Here is an 18,587-nt window from a genome sequence, read left to right as displayed (position 1 = left end):
TTGTTCCTGGCCGGCCTGCCGGCGCGTTTGCACACCTGACTGATTTGCACCTCACACCACGAGGCACCCTATGATCCGCGAAGAATTCCTGCGTCTGGCCGCTGACGGCTACAACCGCATCCCGCTGGCCTGCGAAACCCTGGCCGACTTCGACACGCCGCTGTCGATCTACCTGAAACTGGCCGACCAACCTAACTCCTACCTGCTCGAATCGGTGCAGGGCGGCGAGAAATGGGGCCGTTACTCGATCATCGGCCTGCCATGCCGTACCGTGCTGCGGGTTCACGACCATCACGTGAGTATCACCGTCGATGGCGTCGAGACCGAAAGCCATGACGTTGAAGACCCGCTGGCCTTCGTCGAAACCTTCAAGGCCCGCTACAACGTGCCGACCATTGCCGGTCTGCCGCGCTTCAACGGCGGTCTGGTGGGCTACTTCGGTTATGACTGCGTGCGCTATGTAGAGAAGCGCCTCGGCAAATGCCCGAACCCGGATCCGCTGGGTGTACCGGACATTCTGCTGATGGTCTCCGATGCGGTGGTGGTGTTCGACAACCTCGCCGGCAAGATGCACGCGATCGTGCTGGCCGATCCGGCTCAGGCCGATGCCTTCGAGCAGGGCCAAGCGCAATTGCAGCAACTGCTGGAAAAACTGCGTCAGCCGATCACTCCGCGCCGTGGCCTGGATTTCAGCAAGCAGCAGGCGGCCGAGCCGGTGTTCCGCTCCAGTTTCACCCAGGACGACTACGAAAAAGCCGTCGACACCATCAAGGAATACATCCTCGCCGGTGACTGCATGCAGGTCGTGCCGTCCCAGCGCATGTCGATCGACTTCAAGGCTGCCCCGATCGATCTGTACCGCGCGCTGCGTTGCTTCAACCCGACGCCGTACATGTACTTCTTCAACTTCGGCGATTTCCACGTCGTCGGCAGTTCGCCGGAAGTGCTGGTGCGGGTCGAAGACAACCTGATCACCGTGCGCCCGATTGCCGGCACCCGTCCTCGCGGGGCCACCGAAGAGGCAGACGTGGCGCTGGAAGAAGACCTGCTGTCCGACGACAAGGAGATCGCCGAGCACCTGATGCTGATCGACCTCGGTCGCAACGACACCGGGCGCGTATCGGAAATCGGCTCGGTGAAGCTCACCGAGAAGATGGTCATCGAGCGTTATTCCAACGTGATGCACATCGTGTCCAACGTGACCGGCCAGTTGAAAGCCGGGCTGACAGCGATGGACGCGCTGCGGGCGATCCTGCCGGCGGGCACCTTGTCCGGCGCGCCGAAGATCCGTGCGATGGAAATCATCGACGAGCTGGAACCGGTCAAGCGTGGCGTCTACGGTGGGGCGGTCGGTTACTTCGCCTGGAACGGCAACATGGACACCGCGATTGCGATCCGTACTGCCGTGATCAAAAACGGCGAACTGCACGTGCAGGCCGGTGGCGGCATCGTCGCCGACTCGGTGCCGGCGCTGGAATGGGAAGAAACCATCAACAAGCGCCGGGCGATGTTCCGTGCGGTTGCGCTGGCCGAGCAAACCCCGGACTGAGTGATTGATGCTTCATCCATAAAAAAAACGCGGCGCCTGTGAGGGCGCCGCGTTTTTTATGGCCTGCGAATCAGAAGTCGAGCGCTACGCCGACGTTGATCCCTTGCTGGGTGAAGTCGTCATCCTTGCGGATGTCGTAGCTGGCGCGCAATGCCAGATCCTTGGTGAGGTTGTGGCTCACGCCCAGGTTCAGGCGGTTCAGGTTGGTTTGAGGGGCATAGCCGGCCAGGGTGTAGCGATTGTTCGGCAGGCTGTTGAGGTTCATCGTCACATTCTGGGTGTCGTCGTTGTACTCGCGCTCATGGGCCAGTTCGCCGAACACCTGGGTCTGCGGGGTGATCTGGTACTTGCCCTGGAACCCAAGGCCGAGACGGCGGGATATGCGCGACTGGTCATCGAACGTCAGCGCGGTGGAGTCGGCGCCGTTTTCCGAATAACCATCGACTTCAACTTTGGCAAAGTCGGCACTGACGAATGGCGACAGGTGCCATGGGCTGCTCGCTTCTGGCGCAATGTCGTAACCCACGCGTCCACTGAAGGCCAGAACATAGCCGTCGGTATCGCCTTTCTCCCCGCGTTCGTTGACCCCCAGCTGGAATTTGCGTTTGAGGCTGTCGTAATCCAGATGCCCGGCGGTCACGGCGGCGTCACCCCACCAGCGGTTCTGCTGGTACTGGGCGAACGCGGTGCCGAGGTAAGTGTTCAGCTTGTAGTCCGAGTCGTTGTCGCCGGCCTCGAGTTTCTGATTGTAGAAACCGGCCGCCACGCCCACGCGCCAGGCGTCGTTGAGACGGTAGCTGCCGCCGATGTTCAGGTTGTAACCGTTGCCGTCGGCGCTGGCGCCGCTGCGCTGGCTGTCGAAGTCCTGATGCTGGCCGCCACCGGCGACAATCGCCCGCCATTGGCCAACGGTCTGCCAGTTTTCCCAATCCGCCAGCCACTGGTTGCGCAGTTCATCCTGGTGCGAGCGCAAGGTGCCTTGGGCCATTTGCGGAAGCAGGGTCGCTTCCCATGGCGCGGCCAGCAGCGAGTAGGCGTAATCGGCAATCAGGCGCTGCCCGGCTTCGGTCGGGTGGACGGCGTCGTTGTAGATCAGCTTGGTCGGGTCCGGGGTGACGCTGTTGATCCCGTATCGGGCGTTCTCCGTGCAGCTGTTGCCGCTGAAGCAGGTGCCGACCAGGTTCTGGTCGGTTGCCAGACCGAACTGCGCCGGATTGGCGAACGCTTCTTTGAGCAGTACCGGGACGTTCAGCGGAATGACGTTGGCATTGACGCTCTGCAGCTGGCTGACCAGTTCGGTGTTGAACTGGGCGCTGAGTTGCGAGGTGAAAGCCTGCAGCGGCGAACCGTTGATGGCCGGGGTCAGGCCGATGTCCGGCAACAGCCAGACCATGATGTAGCGGGCGCCGGCGCCTTGCAGCGTGCGTACGCTGTCGACCAGTCGATCGGCGGCGGCATTCGCTTGAGGAAGACTGGTGACGCGGCCCTGGAGGAAATCGTTGCCGCCCCCGGTCAGGTAATACAGGGCATTCGGGTCGGCACGGAAACCGTTCGACGGCAGATAACCGGCGCGGGTGCGTTCGCCGGTGGCGGACTGGCTGGTGATCGAGTCGAGAATCTGGTCGGTGCGATAGCCGCCCACGGCCCAGTTGTTGCCATCCGGCAAACCTTGGTCGGGGCGTACGGTAGAGGACGAGGCGGCGGTCTGATCCGGGGTGAAGCCGAGACGGCCGCCGAGCAATTGGGTGGCGTTGAGCGAGTAGAACTCACCGCTGCCGTCCTGATAGTTCGGGCCCGTGCGGTTGGTGAAGCGTTTGCCCGATCCGGCGGGACCGCCGCTGTCGGTGAAGGTCCCCGCGTCGCTGAGACTGTCGCCGAAGACCACGAAATTGGAATAAGGGTTGGGTGCGGCATTCGCCTGGGCGCAGGCCATCGCGAGCAGGCATCCGGCGAGCGGTACAAACAACGTCTGTTTGATCATGAGCAAGTCCGTTTATTTATTGTTGTAGTGAACGAAACGACAGTACCAAAAACTTCCGGCGTTTTGCCATCGGTCGTCAACCCTCCGATTGTTTTATCCCCCACGACCCCGGCCATATTGCACGCTCCGTCCAGCTAAGTTACTGTGCCGAAACGTATGAACGAGACCTTCCCCGTGTTGATCACCAGCAAACTTCTGGATCAAGTCATCAAGGCACACGCCCGCTGGCGTTGGCGCGCCTGAATCTTTTCTGCCGGCCCCGCCGGATCTGTATCGCTTTGCCTTCCTTGCCCGTTTGAAATGCCGCTGTGCCGATGCGACCTGCGCGTCCGACAGTGTGCAGCGCCCTGGCAAGTCATCCGAAGGCTGTCTTCAAGTCAGAATTCAAGAGGTTCGAAACGCCATGTTGCTGATGATCGACAACTACGACTCCTTTACTTACAACGTTGTGCAATACCTCGGCGAGCTGGGGGCCGAGGTCAAGGTGGTGCGCAACGACGAACTGACCATTGCCGAAATCGAAGCACTCAACCCTGAGCGGATCGTGGTATCCCCGGGCCCGTGCACACCGACCGAAGCCGGTATCTCCATCGAAGCCATCAAGCATTTCGCCGGCAAATTGCCGATCCTCGGTGTCTGCCTCGGTCACCAGTCCATCGGCCAGGCTTTTGGCGGCGATGTCGTCCGCGCCCGCCAGGTAATGCACGGTAAGACTAGCCCGGTATTCCACGAGGACAAGGGCGTGTTTGCCGGTCTGAACCGCCCGCTGACCGTCACCCGCTATCATTCCCTGATCGTCAAACACGAAACGTTGCCCGATTGCCTGGAGCTGACGGCGTGGACCCAGCACGATGACGGCTCGGTCGACGAAATCATGGGCCTGCGTCACAAGACCCTGAACATCGAGGGCGTACAGTTCCACCCGGAATCGATCCTCACCGAGCAGGGCCACGAACTGTTCGCCAACTTCCTCAAACAAACCGGCGGCACGCGCTAAGGACTTTCCATGAATATCAAGACAGCCCTGAGCCGTATCGTCGATCACCTTGACCTCAGCACCGATGAAATGCGCGACGTGATGCGCGAAATCATGACCGGCCAATGCACGGACGCGCAGATCGGTGCGTTCATGATGGCCATGCGCATGAAGAGCGAAAGCATCGACGAGATCGTCGGCGCCGTGTCGGTGATGCGCGAATTGGCGGACAAGGTCGAACTCCAGACCCTCGACCGCGTGGTCGATGTGGTCGGCACCGGCGGTGACGGGGCGAACATTTTCAACGTGTCGACCGCGTCTTCCTTCGTGGTCGCCGCAGCTGGCTGCACCGTGGCCAAACACGGTAACCGTGCGGTATCGGGCAAGAGCGGCAGCGCCGATCTGCTGGAAGCCGCCGGCATCTACCTCAACCTGACCCCGGTTCAGGTGGCGCGCTGCATCGACAACGTCGGTATCGGTTTCATGTTTGCCCAGACCCACCACAAAGCCATGAAATACGCCGCCGGCCCGCGTCGCGATCTCGGCCTGCGCACCCTGTTCAACATGCTTGGCCCGCTTACGAATCCGGCCGGTGTGAAACATCAGGTGGTGGGCGTGTTCACCCCGGCGCTGTGCCGGCCGCTGGCTGAAGTCTTGCAGCGCCTGGGCAGCAAGCACGTGCTGGTGGTGCATTCGAAGGACGGTCTGGACGAGTTCAGTCTGGCGGCGCCGACCTTTGTCGCCGAGCTGAAGGACGATCAGATCACCGAATATTGGGTCGAGCCGGAAGATCTGGGCATGAAGAGCCAGAGCCTGCACGGTCTGTCGGTCGAAGGCCCGGAAGCGTCGCTGGCGCTGATCCGCGATGCACTGGGCAAGCGCAAGACCGAGAACGGTCAGAAGGCTGCCGAAATGATCGTGCTCAATGCCGGTGCGGCGCTGTACGCCGCCGATCTGGCGACAAGTCTGAAAGAGGGCGTGGCACTGGCCCACGACGCTCTGCACACCGGTCTTGCTCGGGAAAAACTCGAGGAGTTGGGTGCCTTTACCGCGGTATTCAAAGTGGAGAATGAGGGATGAGTGTACCGACGGTTCTGGAAAACATTCTGGCCCGCAAGGTTCAGGAAGTCGCCGAGCGTAGCGCCCGTGTGAGCCTGAGCGAGCTGGAAAGTCTGGCCAAGGCGGCCGATGCACCCCGTGGTTTTGCCCAGGCATTGCTGGCGCAGGCCAAGAAGAAACAACCGGCAGTGATCGCCGAAATCAAGAAGGCGTCGCCGAGCAAGGGCGTGATCCGCGAGAACTTCGTTCCCGCCGACATCGCCAAAAGCTACGAGAAGGGTGGGGCGACCTGCCTGTCGGTGCTGACCGACATCGACTACTTCCAGGGCGCCGATGCCTACCTGCAACAGGCCCGCGCCGCGTGCTCTCTGCCGGTCATCCGCAAGGACTTCATGATCGATCCGTACCAGATCGTCGAAGCCCGTGCCCTGGGCGCCGATTGCGTGCTGTTGATCGTCTCCGCGCTGGATGATGTGAAAATGGCCGAACTGGCGTCGGTCGCCAAAGACGTCGGCCTCGACGTGCTGGTGGAGGTGCACGACGGCGATGAGCTGGAGCGCGCGTTAAAAACCCTCGACACGCCGCTGGTCGGGGTCAACAACCGCAACCTGCACACCTTTGACGTGAGCCTGGAAACCACCCTCGACCTGCTGCCGCGCATTCCGCGCGATCGTCTGGTCATCACCGAGAGCGGGATCCTCAACCGTGCCGATGTCGAGCTGATGGAAATCAGCGACGTTTACGCGTTCCTGGTCGGTGAAGCGTTCATGCGCGCCGAAAGCCCGGGCATCGAGCTGCAGCGTCTGTTCTTCCCGGAGCGCGGCGTGCCGGTGAGCGGTTCGACCCTCGACTGATCAAGTCTTCGCAGGCGCCCGTCCCCTGTGGGAGCGGGCTTGCCCGCGAAGGCGGCATAAGATTCACCTCAGACTCAACGTCCTATGGAAACCTTATGATCCCCACTTCCCTGACCATCGAAGCCGGCCTGCAAGCCGAACAGGATCTGCTGGCCTCGGTCTGCGCTGGTGATGCCGAATTCGGCTTGCTGTTCTGGCAGCCCAGCGATCGCGCTTTGGTCATGCCTCGCCGTTTGAATCGCTTGCCCGGATTCGATCCCGCCTGCGAAGTCTCCGCTGCTGCCGGTTGGCCGGTGCTGTTGCGTGAAACCGGCGGCGAACCGGTTCCGCAATCGGCTTCCACCATCAACATTGCACTGGTCTACGCACCGCCTCGCAGCGAAGGCGATCTGAACCGCATCGAAACCGCTTACCGGCGGCTGTGCGATCCGATCTGCGAGTTGCTGGATGAGTTGGGTGGCACTTCGTCGTTGGGTGAAATCGACGGTGCATTCTGCGATGGGCGCTTCAACGTCAATCTCGACGGTCGCAAGATGGTAGGTACCGCCCAGCGCTGGCGTCAGAGTCAGGGCGGTCAGCGTCCGGTGGGTTTGGTGCACGGTGCGATGCTGGTGGATGACGAACGTGAGTCGATGGTTGCGGCGGTCAATCGCTTCAACGAAGCGTGTGGTCTGGAGCAGCGGGTACGTGCCGCCAGTCACATCGCTCTGCATGAAAAATTCCCGGCGCCCCATGCACTGGCGCGTCTCGATGAGCTCTTTCGTCTGATGCTGGCGCAGATCTACACCGGCTGAGCATTCGAGCTCAGCGAGTGCCGAAGACCACCATGGTCTTGCCTTTCACATCCACCAGGTTGCGCTCCTCAAGATCCTTGAGCACGCGACCGACCATCTCCCGTGAGCAACCGACAATCCGGCCGATTTCCTGACGGGTCACCTTGATCTGCATGCCGTCCGGGTGGGTCATCGCGTCCGGTTGTTTGCACAGCTCCAGCAAACAGCGAGCGACACGACCGGTGACGTCGAAGAACGCCAGGTCGCCGACCTTGCGGGTAGTATTGCGCAGGCGTTGTGCAATTTGTCCGCTGAGCACGTAAAGAATGTCCGGATCCTGCTGCGACAATTCACGGAACTTGGAGTAGCTGATTTCCGCGACTTCGCATTCAACCTTGGCCCGCACCCAGGCGCTGCGCTGTTGTTCCTGGCCGGCTTCTTCGAACAGACCCAACTCGCCGAAAAAGTCCCCGGCATTCAGGTAGGCGATGATCATCTCGCGGCCGTCGTCGTCCTCGATCAGGATCGTGACCGAACCCCGGATGATGAAGTACAGCGTATCCGAGCGATCCCCGGCGCAGATGATGTTGCTCTTGGCCGCGTGACGCCGGCGCTGGCAATGCATCAGCAGCTTGTCGAGGTTCTTGATTTTGGGTGTGGGGGTAATACCAACCATGGTTGTATCCCGAAAAGACTGCACGGTTATATTTGGTTTTTATATGAGGCGCTGAGGCGGTCGCTACACAGTCTGGCAAAGGCGCCAGTGAATTGGCGCCAGCTTACCAGACACTTCGTCGAAATTTCGAGAAATCACCTACGTTAAAGGTGGATTCGTCCTAGGAACCTGCTCGCTGTCCCGGCGGGGCCCTGTGCTAAGCTGGCGACCCTTTTTTCTACAGTGGAGTCTTGGCGATGAAGGCACGCATCCAATGGGCTGGCGAAGCCATGTTCCTCGGCGAATCCGGCAGCGGTCATGTCGTGGTCATGGACGGTCCGCCGGACGCCGGTGGTCGTAACCTGGGTGTCCGCCCGATGGAAATGCTCCTGCTGGGTGTCGGCGGTTGCAGCAATTTCGACGTGGTCAGCATTTTGAAGAAGTCCCGTCAGGCCGTTGAAAGCTGTGAAGCCTTTCTGGAAGCCGAGCGCGCGACCGAAGATCCGAAGGTGTTCACCAAGATCCACATGCACTTTGTGGTCAAGGGCCGGAGTCTGAAAGAAGCCCAGGTCAAACGGGCCATCGAACTGTCTGCCGAGAAGTATTGCTCGGCCTCGATCATGCTCGGCGCGGCCGGCGTAGCGATCACCCACGACTACGAAATCGTCGAACTCGGTTGAAGCGACATTCAACTATCATAAAAGCAGTGCAGACTCTGGCGATCCCCCGCTGACGTCTGCATAATGCGCCACTTTTTTCAGGGCCGTGATCAGTCAACCGACGGGTCATCCGCCTGAACAGATAACCAAAATCGCCATCGCGAAGAGGTGTTAACCGTCCTACGCAGGTGCGTTGTTCGCACTTGACGGGCATGCTTGATCACGCGGCCGTGCCGCATACATAGAGAGTTTTTAACGGTGAAAAGCAAACTCAAGCTCCACGGGTTCAATAACCTGACAAAGACCTTGAGCTTCAACATCTATGACATCTGCTACGCGGAAACCCCGCAAGACCAGCAGGCTTACGTCGAGTACATCAATCAAGAGTACAACGCCGAACGCCTGACGCAGATCCTCACGGAAGTTGTCGAAATCATTGGTGCCAACATTCTGAACATTGCGAGTCAGAACTATGAGCCTCAGGGTGCCAGCGTCACGATTCTGATCTCGGAAGAGCCGGTGACCCCGACCGAAAGCCAGATCGAAGAGTCCCCGGGCCCGTTGCCCGAAATCATCCTGGCCCACCTCGACAAGAGCCACATCACGGTGCACACCTACCCGGAAATCCATCCGGATGCCGGTATCGCGACCTTCCGTGTGGACATCGACGTGTCGACCTGTGGTGTCATTTCACCGCTCAAAGCGCTCAATTTCCTCATTCACCAGTTCGATTCGGACATCGTGACCGTGGATTACCGTGTGCGCGGCTTCACCCGTGACGTTGAAGGCAACAAGCACTTCATCGACCACGAGATCAACTCGATCCAGAACTACCTCTCCGAAGACACCCGCGACGCGTACCAGATGACCGACGTGAACGTGTACCAGGAAAACCTGTTCCACACCAAAATGCTGCTGAAGAACTTCGAACTGGACAATTACCTGTTCGGCGATGCCACCAGCAACCTGTCTTCCGAGCAACGCGCTCAGGTGACCGAGCGTGTGAAACACGAAATGCTGGAAATCTTCTACGCGCGCAATATGCCGAGCTAAGAAATCCGGGCACAAAAAAAGGCGACTGCTTTGCGGCAGTCGCCTTTTTTATGGGCGTTTTTCAGATCCGGTAAGTGCTCTTGGTCATCACTTTGGCCAACAGGCTCATGCCGAACTTCACCGGCGCCGGGAAGCGGAAGCCGCCGGCCTCCAGTGCGCTTTCCGCGTGATGTTCTTCATCTATACGCATCTGTTCCAGAATCGCCCGGGATTTTTCATCCTCGGCCGGCAGTTGTTCCAGATGCTCGTTCAGATGCTTGCACACCTGATGCTCGGTGGCGGCGACAAACCCGAGACTGACCTTGTCGCTGATCAGCCCGGCGACCGCGCCGATCCCGAACGACATGCCATAGAACAGCGGATTGAGCACGCTGGTATGGCTGCCCAACTGATGAATGCGCTGTTCGCACCAGACCAGATGATCGATCTCTTCTTCGGCCGCATGCTCCATGGCCTCGCGCACCTGCGGCAGCTTGGCGGTCAGCGCCTGGCCCTGATACAGCGCCTGGGCGCAGACTTCGCCGGTGTGGTTGATGCGCATCAGACCGGCGACGTGGCGGGTGTCCTCATCGCTCATCTGCACATCGGGCTGCACGATTGCCGGCGACGGACGGTACGGCTGGCCGCTGAAGGGCAGCAAGGTACGCATTGCGGCATCGGCTTGCAGCAGAAGACGATCAATGGGCGAGTAGTGACGTTGGGTAGTCATGCTGACCTCCGGGAAGAATCTCGGCGGCCAGTTTAACCGAATCGGCCGGTGAAGGTTTGCGCTGGGTCATGTGGGAGCCGGGCGCTCCCACCGATCTCCGGGTTGAATCAGCCCGGAGGCCAGTTCATCTGGCGTTGACCGAGTACGTGCATATGTATGTGGTAGACGGTCTGCCCACCCTTTTCATTGCAGTTCATCACCACCCGGAAGCCTTCCTCGCAGCCCAGTTCCAGCGCCAGACGCTGGGCGGTGAACAGGATGTGTCCGGCCAGTGCCTTGTCGTCTTCGGTCAGGTCGTTGAGGGTGCGCACCGGTTTCTTCGGGATCACCAGAAAATGCACCGGCGCCTGTGGGGCGATGTCGTGGAACGCCAGAACCTGGTCGTCCTCGTAGATGATCTTCGCCGGGATTTCCCGGTTGATGATCTTGGTGAACAGAGTATCCACAGCTGTTTTCTCCGTTGTTTGGGCTGGCCTGAGTGTACCCACGGGGGAACACCGCGCCCAGCCATTTGCCTGCCGGCCCTTCAGCGCGGGCAGTAAGCCTTGTTGACCATGCCGACAATCGTGCGATTGAGCCAGCGCGAACCGAGCCGTGGCAGAAAGGCGAACCAGCGGTTTCTGCGCCCCGGAATGATGATTGCGCGGTTTTTCTCCAGGGCGCGCACGGTATACAGCGCGACCTCCTCGGGACTCATCAGCAGTTTGCTGGCGTTGAGCTTGTCGTTGTTCAGTTGCGCGGTGCGAAAGAACGCGGTGCGGGTCGGGCCGGGGCACAGTACCGACACCTTGACCGCGCATTTCTTCAATTCCACCCGCAGTGCTTCCGAGAAGTGCAGAACATACGCCTTGCTGGCGTAATAGGTGCTCATCCAGGGCCCGGGATTGAAGGCTGCCACCGACGCGACGTTGAGAATCTGCCCGCCACCCTGCAGCGCCATGCTGTTGCCGATGGCATGGCAGAGGCGGGTGAGTGCGAGGATATTCACTTCGATCAGGTCCTGTTCGGTCATCCAGTCCTGGGCCAGGAACGGGCCGCAAGTACCGATGCCGGCGCAATTGACCAGCAGATCGATCTGCCGGTCGCCTTCTTCCAGCTCCAGCAGGAAACCGGACAGGCGCAGCGGCTCGCCGAGGTCACAGGCACGGAACAGCACCTCCACGCCGAAGCGCTGGGTCAGTTCAATCGCAATGCTTTCCAGCTGATCACGCTGGCGGGCCACCAGAATCAGGCTGCGGCCACGGCGTGCTAGGGCCTCGGCCATGGCCAGGCCGATACCGCTTGAGGCGCCGGTGATCAGAGCGTAACGGGTCATGCAAATCTCCATCGCAACAGCGCCGCGCCGTGGACGCAGGTGTCACGGCGGGGCGCGTTGTTCATTCTTTCGCAGAGTCTACAGGGGCGAGGGCGGCTTCGGCTGCATCGTCTGCCGAATTCGCGGCGGGTTCGACTTCGACATCGATTTCATCGGTGGTCACCGAACCGCTTTCATAGCTGCTTTCAAGACTGCTTTCGTACTCTTGCTGGATGGCGGTGATCCCGCCCAGCATGCCACCCACAAAAAACAGTCCGATAAACACGATCCACAGCGAGCACAGCACTTTGACCGCCGTGCTGTTCGGCGGAGGCGGTGGGCCATAGCGATTGGCGCCGGTATTGCCCGGCACGACCATGATCACCAGCGGGAAGAAACTGCCCACGAAAGGCACCAGCGTCAGCAGCCAGAGCCAACCGGACCAGCCAATGTCGTGCAAGCGCTGGATGCTGAACAGGATGCCGACGATCGCGAAGGCCAGAAACAGGAAGAAGGCGAGGAGACCGCCGATGATCAGGCCGGTCGTCGAGTCGGCGCTCACCAGGCCCAGGCCGATCAGCGCGAACACGCTGACGATTGGCAGGGCTACCAGGCTCAAGACCATCGACCATGCCAGGTAACGCAAGCGGCCGATCCGACCTTCGACGCTGAGCGGTTTGAGAAGCGCGAATGCCGCCAGGCTTTCACCGACGGCGGCGCGAGGGGGCGCATAAGGCGAGTCAGGCTCCGCGACGGCGGCGCTTTGCTCGTGGACATCCGACAGGTTCAGCTCGATGGGCGTTTCGGTTTCGATCCGGGCATCGATCCCTGTCTTGCCCAGCGCTTGCAGATAAGTCTGCGCATCGCTGTGCGAAAGATCACGCTTGAGCGCGACGGTGCGACCATTGAACAGGCGCTCGATGGCGGCGACATCGCTTTTGAACAGATCGGCCAGTTTGAGCTTGGCCGTGGTGATATCGACGCCGGGCTGGAGCGCGCCGTCGAAAACGATCTTGTAACGGGGTTCGCTCATGGCCGAGGCATCCTTGTCGCGAGATAAATTGAGTCTAAGGCCAGTCAGACAGCGACTGGCCGGGTTTCATTCAACGTGGCCAGCGTTTCGGCAGTTGCGCTGCGTGCTCCAGGGCCTGGCGGTACTCGGCATCTAGACGCGCTACCAGTTGATCCACGCTTGGCAGATCGTCGATCTGCCCTACGCCCTGACCCGCCGACCACACGGTTTTCCAGGCCTTGGCTTCGTCGTTGATCGGCTTGAGCTTGTCGCCGAAGTTCACTTCACCCTTGCCTTGCAGGGCTGCCATGTCGAAACCGGCAGCCTCCAGGCTTTGACGCATGAAACTGGCCGGTACACCGGACACGGCAGGAGTATGAATGATGTCGGCGGCTTTGGCAGTCAGCAGCATCTCCTTGTAGGCGTCAGGCGCATGACTTTCAGTGGTACCGATAAATCGCGTCCCGAAGTAGGCCAGATCCGCGCCGAGCAGTTGTGCGGCGAGAATCTCATGTCCATGGTTCAAACATCCTGCAAGCAACAGGGTCTTGTCGAAGAACTCGCGGATCTCGGCGATCAGCGAAAACGGGCTCCAGGTCCCGGCGTGCCCACCGGCGCCGGCTGCAACAGCGATCAAACCATCGACACCGGCCTCGGCAGCTTTCTCGGCATGGCGGCGTGTTGTCACATCGTGGAAGACCAGGCCGCCGTAACTGTGCACGGCGTCTACCAGTTCCTTCACCGCACCAAGGCTGGTGATGACGATGGGGACTTTGTGTTCGACGCAGATGTTCAAGTCAGCCTGCAGGCGCGGGTTGCTGTGGTGGACGATCAGGTTCACCGCGTACGGCGCCGGGTTCTCCAATGTCGCCAGCCCTGCTTCGATCTGCTCCAGCCAGGCCTTGAAGCCGCTGCTTTCGCGTTGATTCAGCGCCGGGAAGCTGCCCACCACGCCGTTGCGGCAGCACGCCAGCACCAGTTCGGGATTGGAGATCAGGAACATCGGTGCCGCTACTACGGGCAGGCGCAGACGTTGTTCGAGCAGAGCGGGCAGCGACATCGGAAGTACCCCGGAAAGTTGTATTTGTTGAAGTTAGAACGGCTTGACCACGACCAGAATTACGATAGCCAGCAATATCAGAACCGGCACTTCATTGAACCAGCGATAAAAGACATGGCTGCGGGTGTTCTCGCCACGGGCGAAACGTTTTACCTGCGCGCCGCACATGTGGTGATAACCGATCAGCAGCACAACCAGCGTCAGTTTGGCGTGGATCCAGCCACCGCTGCTGAAGATGCCAGGGTTCAGGTAGATCAGCCAGCCGCCGAAGATCAGCGCGGCGATCATCGCCGGGCCCATGATGCCGCGATACAGCTTGCGCTCCATGATGCTGAAGCGTTCCTTGCTGATCGTGTCTTCACTTTGCGCGTGATAAACGAACAGTCGCGGAAGATAGAAGAGGCCGGCAAACCAGCACACGATGCTGACGATATGTAGCGCTTTGATCCACAGATAGAGCATTTTTGGTTATTCCCTGATTCACGGTAGGCCGGATAGTAGAGGCTTGAGCGTCCGCACGTCACCTTGACGGTTGTCGCAGGGGCGCGCGGCCCCTATTATCGACGGCTTTCCAGTGGGTTCGTTGAGGGCAGGTTTATGGTCAAGGTCGGTATCGTCGGCGGCACGGGTTACACCGGTGTCGAACTGCTGCGTCTGTTGGCACAGCATCCGCAAGCAGAAGTGGTAGTGATCACTTCCCGATCCGAGGCCGGTCTGGCCGTGGCTGATATGTACCCTAACCTGCGCGGTCACTACGACGGTCTCGCATTCAGCGTGCCAGACATCAAGACCCTGGGCGCTTGCGACGTGGTGTTCTTCGCCACTCCGCACGGCGTTGCCCACGCACTGGCCGGCGAACTGCTGGCGGCCGGCACCAAGGTTATCGACCTGTCGGCTGACTTCCGTCTGCAGGACGCGGATGAATGGGCCAAGTGGTACGGCCAGCCACACGGCGCGCCGGAGCTGCTGGACGAGGCGGTTTACGGTTTGCCGGAAGTCAATCGTGAGCAGATCAAGAAAGCACGTCTGATTGCAGTGCCGGGTTGCTATCCGACCGCTACGCAACTGGGTTTCCTGCCGTTGCTTGAGGCGGGCATTGCCGACACTTCGCACCTGATCGCCGACTGCAAATCCGGTGTCAGCGGCGCCGGTCGTGGTGCTGCCGTAGGCTCGCTGTACTCCGAGACGTCGGAAAGCATGAAGGCCTATGCGGTGAAAGGTCACCGTCATCTGCCGGAAATCCGTCAGGGGCTGCGTCGTGCAGCGGGCAAGGATGTCGGCCTGACTTTCGTGCCGCACCTGACGCCGATGATACGTGGCATTCACTCCACGCTCTACGCGACCGTGGTGGATCGCTCGGTGGATCTGCAGGCGTTGTTCGAGAAGCGTTATGCCAATGAGCCGTTCGTCGATGTGATGCCGGCCGGCAGCCATCCGGAAACCCGCAGCGTGCGCGGTGCCAACGTCTGCCGCATCGCGGTTCACCGTCCCCAGGATGGTGATCTGGTGGTGGTGCTGTCGGTGATCGACAACCTGGTCAAGGGCGCGTCGGGTCAGGCGGTACAGAACATGAACATCCTGTTCGGACTGGATGAGCGTTTTGGTCTGTCCCACGCCGGCATGCTGCCGTAACGGCTGATCTTGCTTGGTAAAAAGGCCCGTCTAACGGGCCTTTTTGCATTCTGGTCGGTTGATCAGCTTTATTGATATACCGTAACAATAGTTGACCGATTTTCTAGGACAAGCGGATAATGCGCGTCATCACGCATTATGGCGGCGTAACGCCGGGAGATAGTCAGCATGAGCGTCGAATCCTTCACCCCCACGGCTTTGCAATTCACTCAATGTGCCGCGCACAAGGTGAAGAGCCTGGTCGATGAAGAGGGGAATGATCGCTTGAAGCTGCGCGTATTCGTTACGGGCGGCGGTTGTTCAGGGTTTCAGTACGGCTTCACCTTCGATGAAGATGTTGCCGAGGACGACACCATTGTCGAGCGCGAAGGCGTCAGTCTGGTGGTCGATCCGATGAGCTTCCAGTACCTGGCGGGTGCCGAGGTGGATTATCAAGAGGGTCTGGAAGGCTCGCGTTTCGTGATCAAGAACCCGAATGCCACCACCACTTGTGGTTGCGGCTCCTCGTTCTCGATCTGACCGCGTTTCACCGAACACAATAAAACGCCGCAGAACCTCACGGTTCTGCGGCGTTTTGTTATCTGCGATTTGTCAGTTGGGGTAGATGGCGCCGAGTACGCGCAGGCCTTTGGCGCCGGTGACGCTCGGGCGGTTGGCGGCAATGCCTTCCAGACAGCAGTGGGCCAGCCAGGCGAAGGCCATGGCCTCGACCCAGTCCGGATCGACGCCGTGGGTCGCGGTACTGGCGACTTTTGCGTTGGGTAGCAGGTCGGCCAAGCGCTTCATCAGCGTGGCGTTGTGGGCGCCGCCCCCGCAGACCAGGAGCTCTTCGGTATTCGATTGAGCGCTTTGCAGTGATTCCACGATGGTCAGTGCCGTCAGTTCGAGCAGTGTCGCCTGTACGTTTTCGGGTGCGAAACCTGGCAGGCGCGACAGTTGCTGCTCCAGCCAGGGTAGGTTGAAGACTTCGCGGCCGGTGCTCTTCGGGCCTTGGGTCAGGAAAAACGGATCGCTGAGCAGGGCTTTCAGCAGGGTCGGTTCAACCTTGCCGCTGGCTGCCCACTGCCCGTTACGGTCGTAGTTCTCGCCCCGTTGCTGATGAATCCAGGCATCCATCAGCACATTCCCCGGCCCGCAGTCGAAACCGGCTACAGGCTTGTTCGGCTCAATCAGACTGAGATTGCTGAAACCGCCGACATTCAGGACCGCGCGGTTGCCGGTACTCTCTACGAATAACGCTTCATGAAAAGCCGGGACCAAAGGGGCGCCCTGGCCGCCGGCGGCCACATCGCGACTGCGGAAGTCACTGACGACTGTAATGCCTGTCAGCTCGGTCAGCAGGGCGGGGTTGCCGATCTGCACGGTGAAACCGCGTGCGGGTTCGTGGCGAATGGTCTGGCCGTGGCTGCCGATCGCGCGAATGGCTTCAGGCTTGAGCTGTTGTTGTTCGAGGAGGGCATGGATCCCTTGCGCGGCGAGCTTCACCCAGTTCTGCTGGGCAATCGCCGAGCGGGCGATTTCGTCAGGGCCGCTGGCGCACAAGCCAAGCAGCTCGGCGCGCAGGGTTTCAGGCATGGGGATGTAGTGCGTGGCGACCAGATTGATCGCCGAGGATTGCTCGATCAGGGCGATGTCCAGCCCGTCGAGACTGGTTCCGGACATCACGCCGATATACAGAGCCATGGCTTAACGTTTGCTCGAAGCCAGCATGGTGGCTTTTTCCTGGTCCATGCGAGCCATCAATGGCTGGCTCTGCGCCAGGAAGCGAGCGCGTTCGGATTTGGCGATCGGATCGGCCATCGGCAGCTTCTGGCCCAATGGATCGACGTGAACACCATTGACCTGGAACTCATAGTGCAGGTGCGGGCCGGTGGACAGGCCGGTGGTGCCGATGTAACCGATTACCTGGCCCTGTTTGACGGTGCCGCCGGTCTTCACGCCCTTGGCGAAGCCCTGCATGTGGCCATACAGCGTACGGTAAGTGTTGCCGTGCTGAATGATCACGGTGTTGCCGTAACCGCCGCGACGACCGGCCAACAGCACTTTGCCGTCGCCGGCAGCCTTGATCGGCGTGCCGCGTGGAGCGGCGTAGTCGACGCCTTTGTGGGCGCGGATTTTGTTGAGGATAGGGTGTTTGCGGCCCATGGAGAACTTCGAGCTGATGCGGGCGAAGTCCACCGGTGTACGGATGAACGCCTTGCGCATGCTGTTGCCATCGGCGGTGTAATAGCTGCTGTTGCCCTGCTTGTTGGTGTAACGCACGGCGGTGTAAGTCTTGCCGCGGTTGGTGAATCGGGCGGACAGGATCGGACCGTTGCCAACGGCTTTGCCGTTGACCACTTTCTGTTCATAGATCACATCGAACTCATCGCCCTGACGAATATCCTGAGCGAAGTCGACGTCGTAGCCAAAGACACTGGCCATGTCCATGGTCAGACTGTGGGACAGGCCTGCGCGGGCAGCGGACTGCGACAGCGAGCTGTTGATCACGCCGTGTACATAGGCGGTGCGAACAGTCGGTTTGGCGGTAACGCGGTTGAACACATAACCCTTGTCGTTCTTGGTCAGGGTGATGGTTTCAACGTCGCTGACCTTACTGTGGAGGTTGGTCAGCTGGCCTTGTGGGTTCAATTCGAATTCGAGTTTCTGGCCATGTTTGAGCTGGCTGAACTGTTTGGCTTGTTTATCGCTGGCCAGCACTTCATGGACGGCCGCGGCCGGGAGGCCGACTTTCTCGAACAGTGTAGAAAGCGTATCGCCCTTGGAGACGATCACTTCCCTGTGATTTGGGGCCTTCTTTTCTTCGACTACCGGTGTCGGCGCTGGTGCAGCCTGAGCGGATTGCTGCGTCTCTTCGGCGCTGTTTTCGATCTGTGCGAAAGGGGAGGCTGCTGGCTCATTTGTGGCTTGAACGGCGTCAGCAGCGTCTTGATCTTGTGTCAGTTGTTCAGCAGGACTTTCCAGTTCAAGGCTTAGCGTTGTCTTTTTGGCTTCAACATCGCTGGATGGAAACACCAGGAGCGCCAGGCTGAGAAGGGCGGCGATCCCACTTGCGGCGAGCAGGTGGGTCTTCGGGTAAAGCGGTGGCGCTTTAGACGGTTCAGTGGTCATAAGTAATTTGACTTTGAAAAAGATGAATTGGAAAAGATGAATGACATGATGAAGATGAAATAACTGTATAAAATATAACCAAATCATCTCTGAAGCAAGTCTGTGGGCTCCCTGTCCGTGGATTGGTGTCCGTGCGCCGGGCAAAACTTGTATTTGGTGCGCGATCTTGTATGGTTGGTTCCCTTTGAATCTGAGCCTTGCGGGTCTGTT

19 protein-coding genes are annotated in these 18,587 nt (G+C 60.0%); 9 read left to right on the top strand and 10 right to left on the bottom strand.

The genetic code is table 11. The features are described 5' to 3' along the window. Window positions 1-70: 70 nt before the first annotated feature. The gene (gene trpE / locus IHQ43_RS26385) at window positions 71-1,549 is read left to right on the top strand and encodes an anthranilate synthase component I (RefSeq protein WP_192562600.1); all 1,479 of its coding nucleotides are present in this window, start codon (window positions 71-73) and stop codon (window positions 1,547-1,549) included. A 70-nt stretch (window positions 1,550-1,619) separates the two neighbouring features. On the opposite strand, the gene estP is transcribed toward trpE, so the two are convergent. Continuing rightward, on the bottom strand, window positions 1,620-3,530 hold the full coding sequence (gene estP, locus IHQ43_RS26380; RefSeq protein ID WP_192562599.1) for an esterase EstP: 1,911 nt from the start codon (window positions 3,528-3,530) through the stop codon (window positions 1,620-1,622). Between the two features lie 403 nt (window positions 3,531-3,933). On the opposite strand from estP, the gene IHQ43_RS26375 reads away from it, so the two are divergent. From IHQ43_RS26375 to IHQ43_RS26360, 4 genes are all read left to right on the top strand, one after another. Then, on the top strand, window positions 3,934-4,527 hold the full coding sequence (locus IHQ43_RS26375) for an aminodeoxychorismate/anthranilate synthase component II (RefSeq protein WP_007956309.1): 594 nt from the start codon (window positions 3,934-3,936) through the stop codon (window positions 4,525-4,527). A gap of 9 nt (window positions 4,528-4,536) precedes the next feature. After that, a complete protein-coding gene (trpD, locus tag IHQ43_RS26370) occupies window positions 4,537-5,586 on the top strand; it encodes an anthranilate phosphoribosyltransferase (protein WP_007956310.1) in 1,050 nt (349 codons plus the stop codon). Beyond that, the gene (trpC, locus tag IHQ43_RS26365) at window positions 5,583-6,419 is read left to right on the top strand and encodes an indole-3-glycerol phosphate synthase TrpC (RefSeq protein WP_007956311.1); all 837 of its coding nucleotides are present in this window, start codon (window positions 5,583-5,585) and stop codon (window positions 6,417-6,419) included. The genes trpD and trpC overlap by 4 nt, the downstream gene beginning before the upstream one ends. 95 nt (window positions 6,420-6,514) lie before the next feature. Then, window positions 6,515-7,213, top strand: coding sequence for a lipoate--protein ligase family protein (locus IHQ43_RS26360; RefSeq protein ID WP_192562598.1), 699 nt, complete (start codon window positions 6,515-6,517; stop codon window positions 7,211-7,213). A gap of 10 nt (window positions 7,214-7,223) precedes the next feature. Here the strand turns inward: IHQ43_RS26360 and crp are convergent, their stop codons facing one another. Continuing rightward, window positions 7,224-7,868: a cAMP-activated global transcriptional regulator CRP gene (gene crp, locus IHQ43_RS26355; protein WP_192562597.1), complete on the bottom strand. Its 645-nt coding sequence runs from the start codon at window positions 7,866-7,868 to the stop codon at window positions 7,224-7,226. 236 nt (window positions 7,869-8,104) lie between these two features. Here crp and IHQ43_RS26350 point away from each other — a divergent pair, with 236 nt between their 5' ends. Continuing rightward, on the top strand, window positions 8,105-8,527 hold the full coding sequence (locus tag IHQ43_RS26350) for an OsmC family protein (RefSeq protein WP_007966429.1): 423 nt from the start codon (window positions 8,105-8,107) through the stop codon (window positions 8,525-8,527). A gap of 237 nt (window positions 8,528-8,764) precedes the next feature. Next, window positions 8,765-9,559 carry an adenosylmethionine decarboxylase gene (speD, locus tag IHQ43_RS26345; protein ID WP_007956315.1) on the top strand — a complete coding sequence of 265 codons (795 nt, stop codon included), beginning with the start codon at window positions 8,765-8,767 and terminating at the stop codon, window positions 9,557-9,559. Between the two features lie 61 nt (window positions 9,560-9,620). Here speD and coq7 read toward each other — a convergent pair whose 3' ends face one another. From coq7 to hemJ, 6 genes are all read right to left on the bottom strand, one after another. After that, entirely contained in the window at window positions 9,621-10,268 is a 648-nt protein-coding gene (gene coq7 / locus IHQ43_RS26340) for a 2-polyprenyl-3-methyl-6-methoxy-1,4-benzoquinone monooxygenase (RefSeq protein WP_007956317.1), read from the bottom strand. A 107-nt stretch (window positions 10,269-10,375) separates the two neighbouring features. Next, window positions 10,376-10,714: a histidine triad nucleotide-binding protein gene (locus IHQ43_RS26335; RefSeq protein WP_003228789.1), complete on the bottom strand. Its 339-nt coding sequence runs from the start codon at window positions 10,712-10,714 to the stop codon at window positions 10,376-10,378. Between the two features lie 80 nt (window positions 10,715-10,794). Further along, entirely contained in the window at window positions 10,795-11,583 is a 789-nt protein-coding gene (locus IHQ43_RS26330; RefSeq protein ID WP_007956321.1) for an SDR family NAD(P)-dependent oxidoreductase, read from the bottom strand. A 61-nt stretch (window positions 11,584-11,644) separates the two neighbouring features. Next, window positions 11,645-12,595, bottom strand: coding sequence for a DUF805 domain-containing protein (locus IHQ43_RS26325; protein ID WP_192562596.1), 951 nt, complete (start codon window positions 12,593-12,595; stop codon window positions 11,645-11,647). Window positions 12,596-12,665: 70 nt separating this feature from the next. Then, entirely contained in the window at window positions 12,666-13,634 is a 969-nt protein-coding gene (locus tag IHQ43_RS26320; protein ID WP_192562595.1) for an NAD(P)H-dependent flavin oxidoreductase, read from the bottom strand. Between the two features lie 33 nt (window positions 13,635-13,667). Further along, complete coding sequence (gene hemJ, locus IHQ43_RS26315; RefSeq protein ID WP_085688426.1) at window positions 13,668-14,096, bottom strand: protoporphyrinogen oxidase HemJ; 429 nt, start codon at window positions 14,094-14,096, stop codon at window positions 13,668-13,670. A 135-nt stretch (window positions 14,097-14,231) separates the two neighbouring features. On the opposite strand from hemJ, the gene argC reads away from it, so the two are divergent. After that, window positions 14,232-15,266 carry an N-acetyl-gamma-glutamyl-phosphate reductase gene (gene argC / locus IHQ43_RS26310; protein WP_192562594.1) on the top strand — a complete coding sequence of 345 codons (1,035 nt, stop codon included), beginning with the start codon at window positions 14,232-14,234 and terminating at the stop codon, window positions 15,264-15,266. 168 nt (window positions 15,267-15,434) lie between these two features. Continuing rightward, window positions 15,435-15,785 carry an iron-sulfur cluster insertion protein ErpA gene (gene erpA / locus IHQ43_RS26305; RefSeq protein ID WP_192562593.1) on the top strand — a complete coding sequence of 117 codons (351 nt, stop codon included), beginning with the start codon at window positions 15,435-15,437 and terminating at the stop codon, window positions 15,783-15,785. 72 nt (window positions 15,786-15,857) lie between these two features. Here erpA and IHQ43_RS26300 read toward each other — a convergent pair whose 3' ends face one another. After that, window positions 15,858-16,949 (bottom strand): anhydro-N-acetylmuramic acid kinase, encoded by a 1,092-nt coding sequence (locus tag IHQ43_RS26300; protein ID WP_192562592.1) that lies wholly within the window; start codon window positions 16,947-16,949, stop codon window positions 15,858-15,860. Window positions 16,950-16,952: 3 nt separating this feature from the next. Continuing rightward, window positions 16,953-18,377 carry a peptidoglycan DD-metalloendopeptidase family protein gene (locus IHQ43_RS26295; RefSeq protein ID WP_192562591.1) on the bottom strand — a complete coding sequence of 475 codons (1,425 nt, stop codon included), beginning with the start codon at window positions 18,375-18,377 and terminating at the stop codon, window positions 16,953-16,955. Window positions 18,378-18,587: the final 210 nt, after the last annotated feature.

It is taken from the genome of Pseudomonas gozinkensis, assembly GCF_014863585.1.
Lineage (GTDB): Bacteria > Pseudomonadota > Gammaproteobacteria > Pseudomonadales > Pseudomonadaceae > Aquipseudomonas > Aquipseudomonas gozinkensis.
The sequence above is the reverse complement of the archived record's forward strand: the minus strand, read 5'-3'. Positions and strand labels throughout refer to the sequence as shown.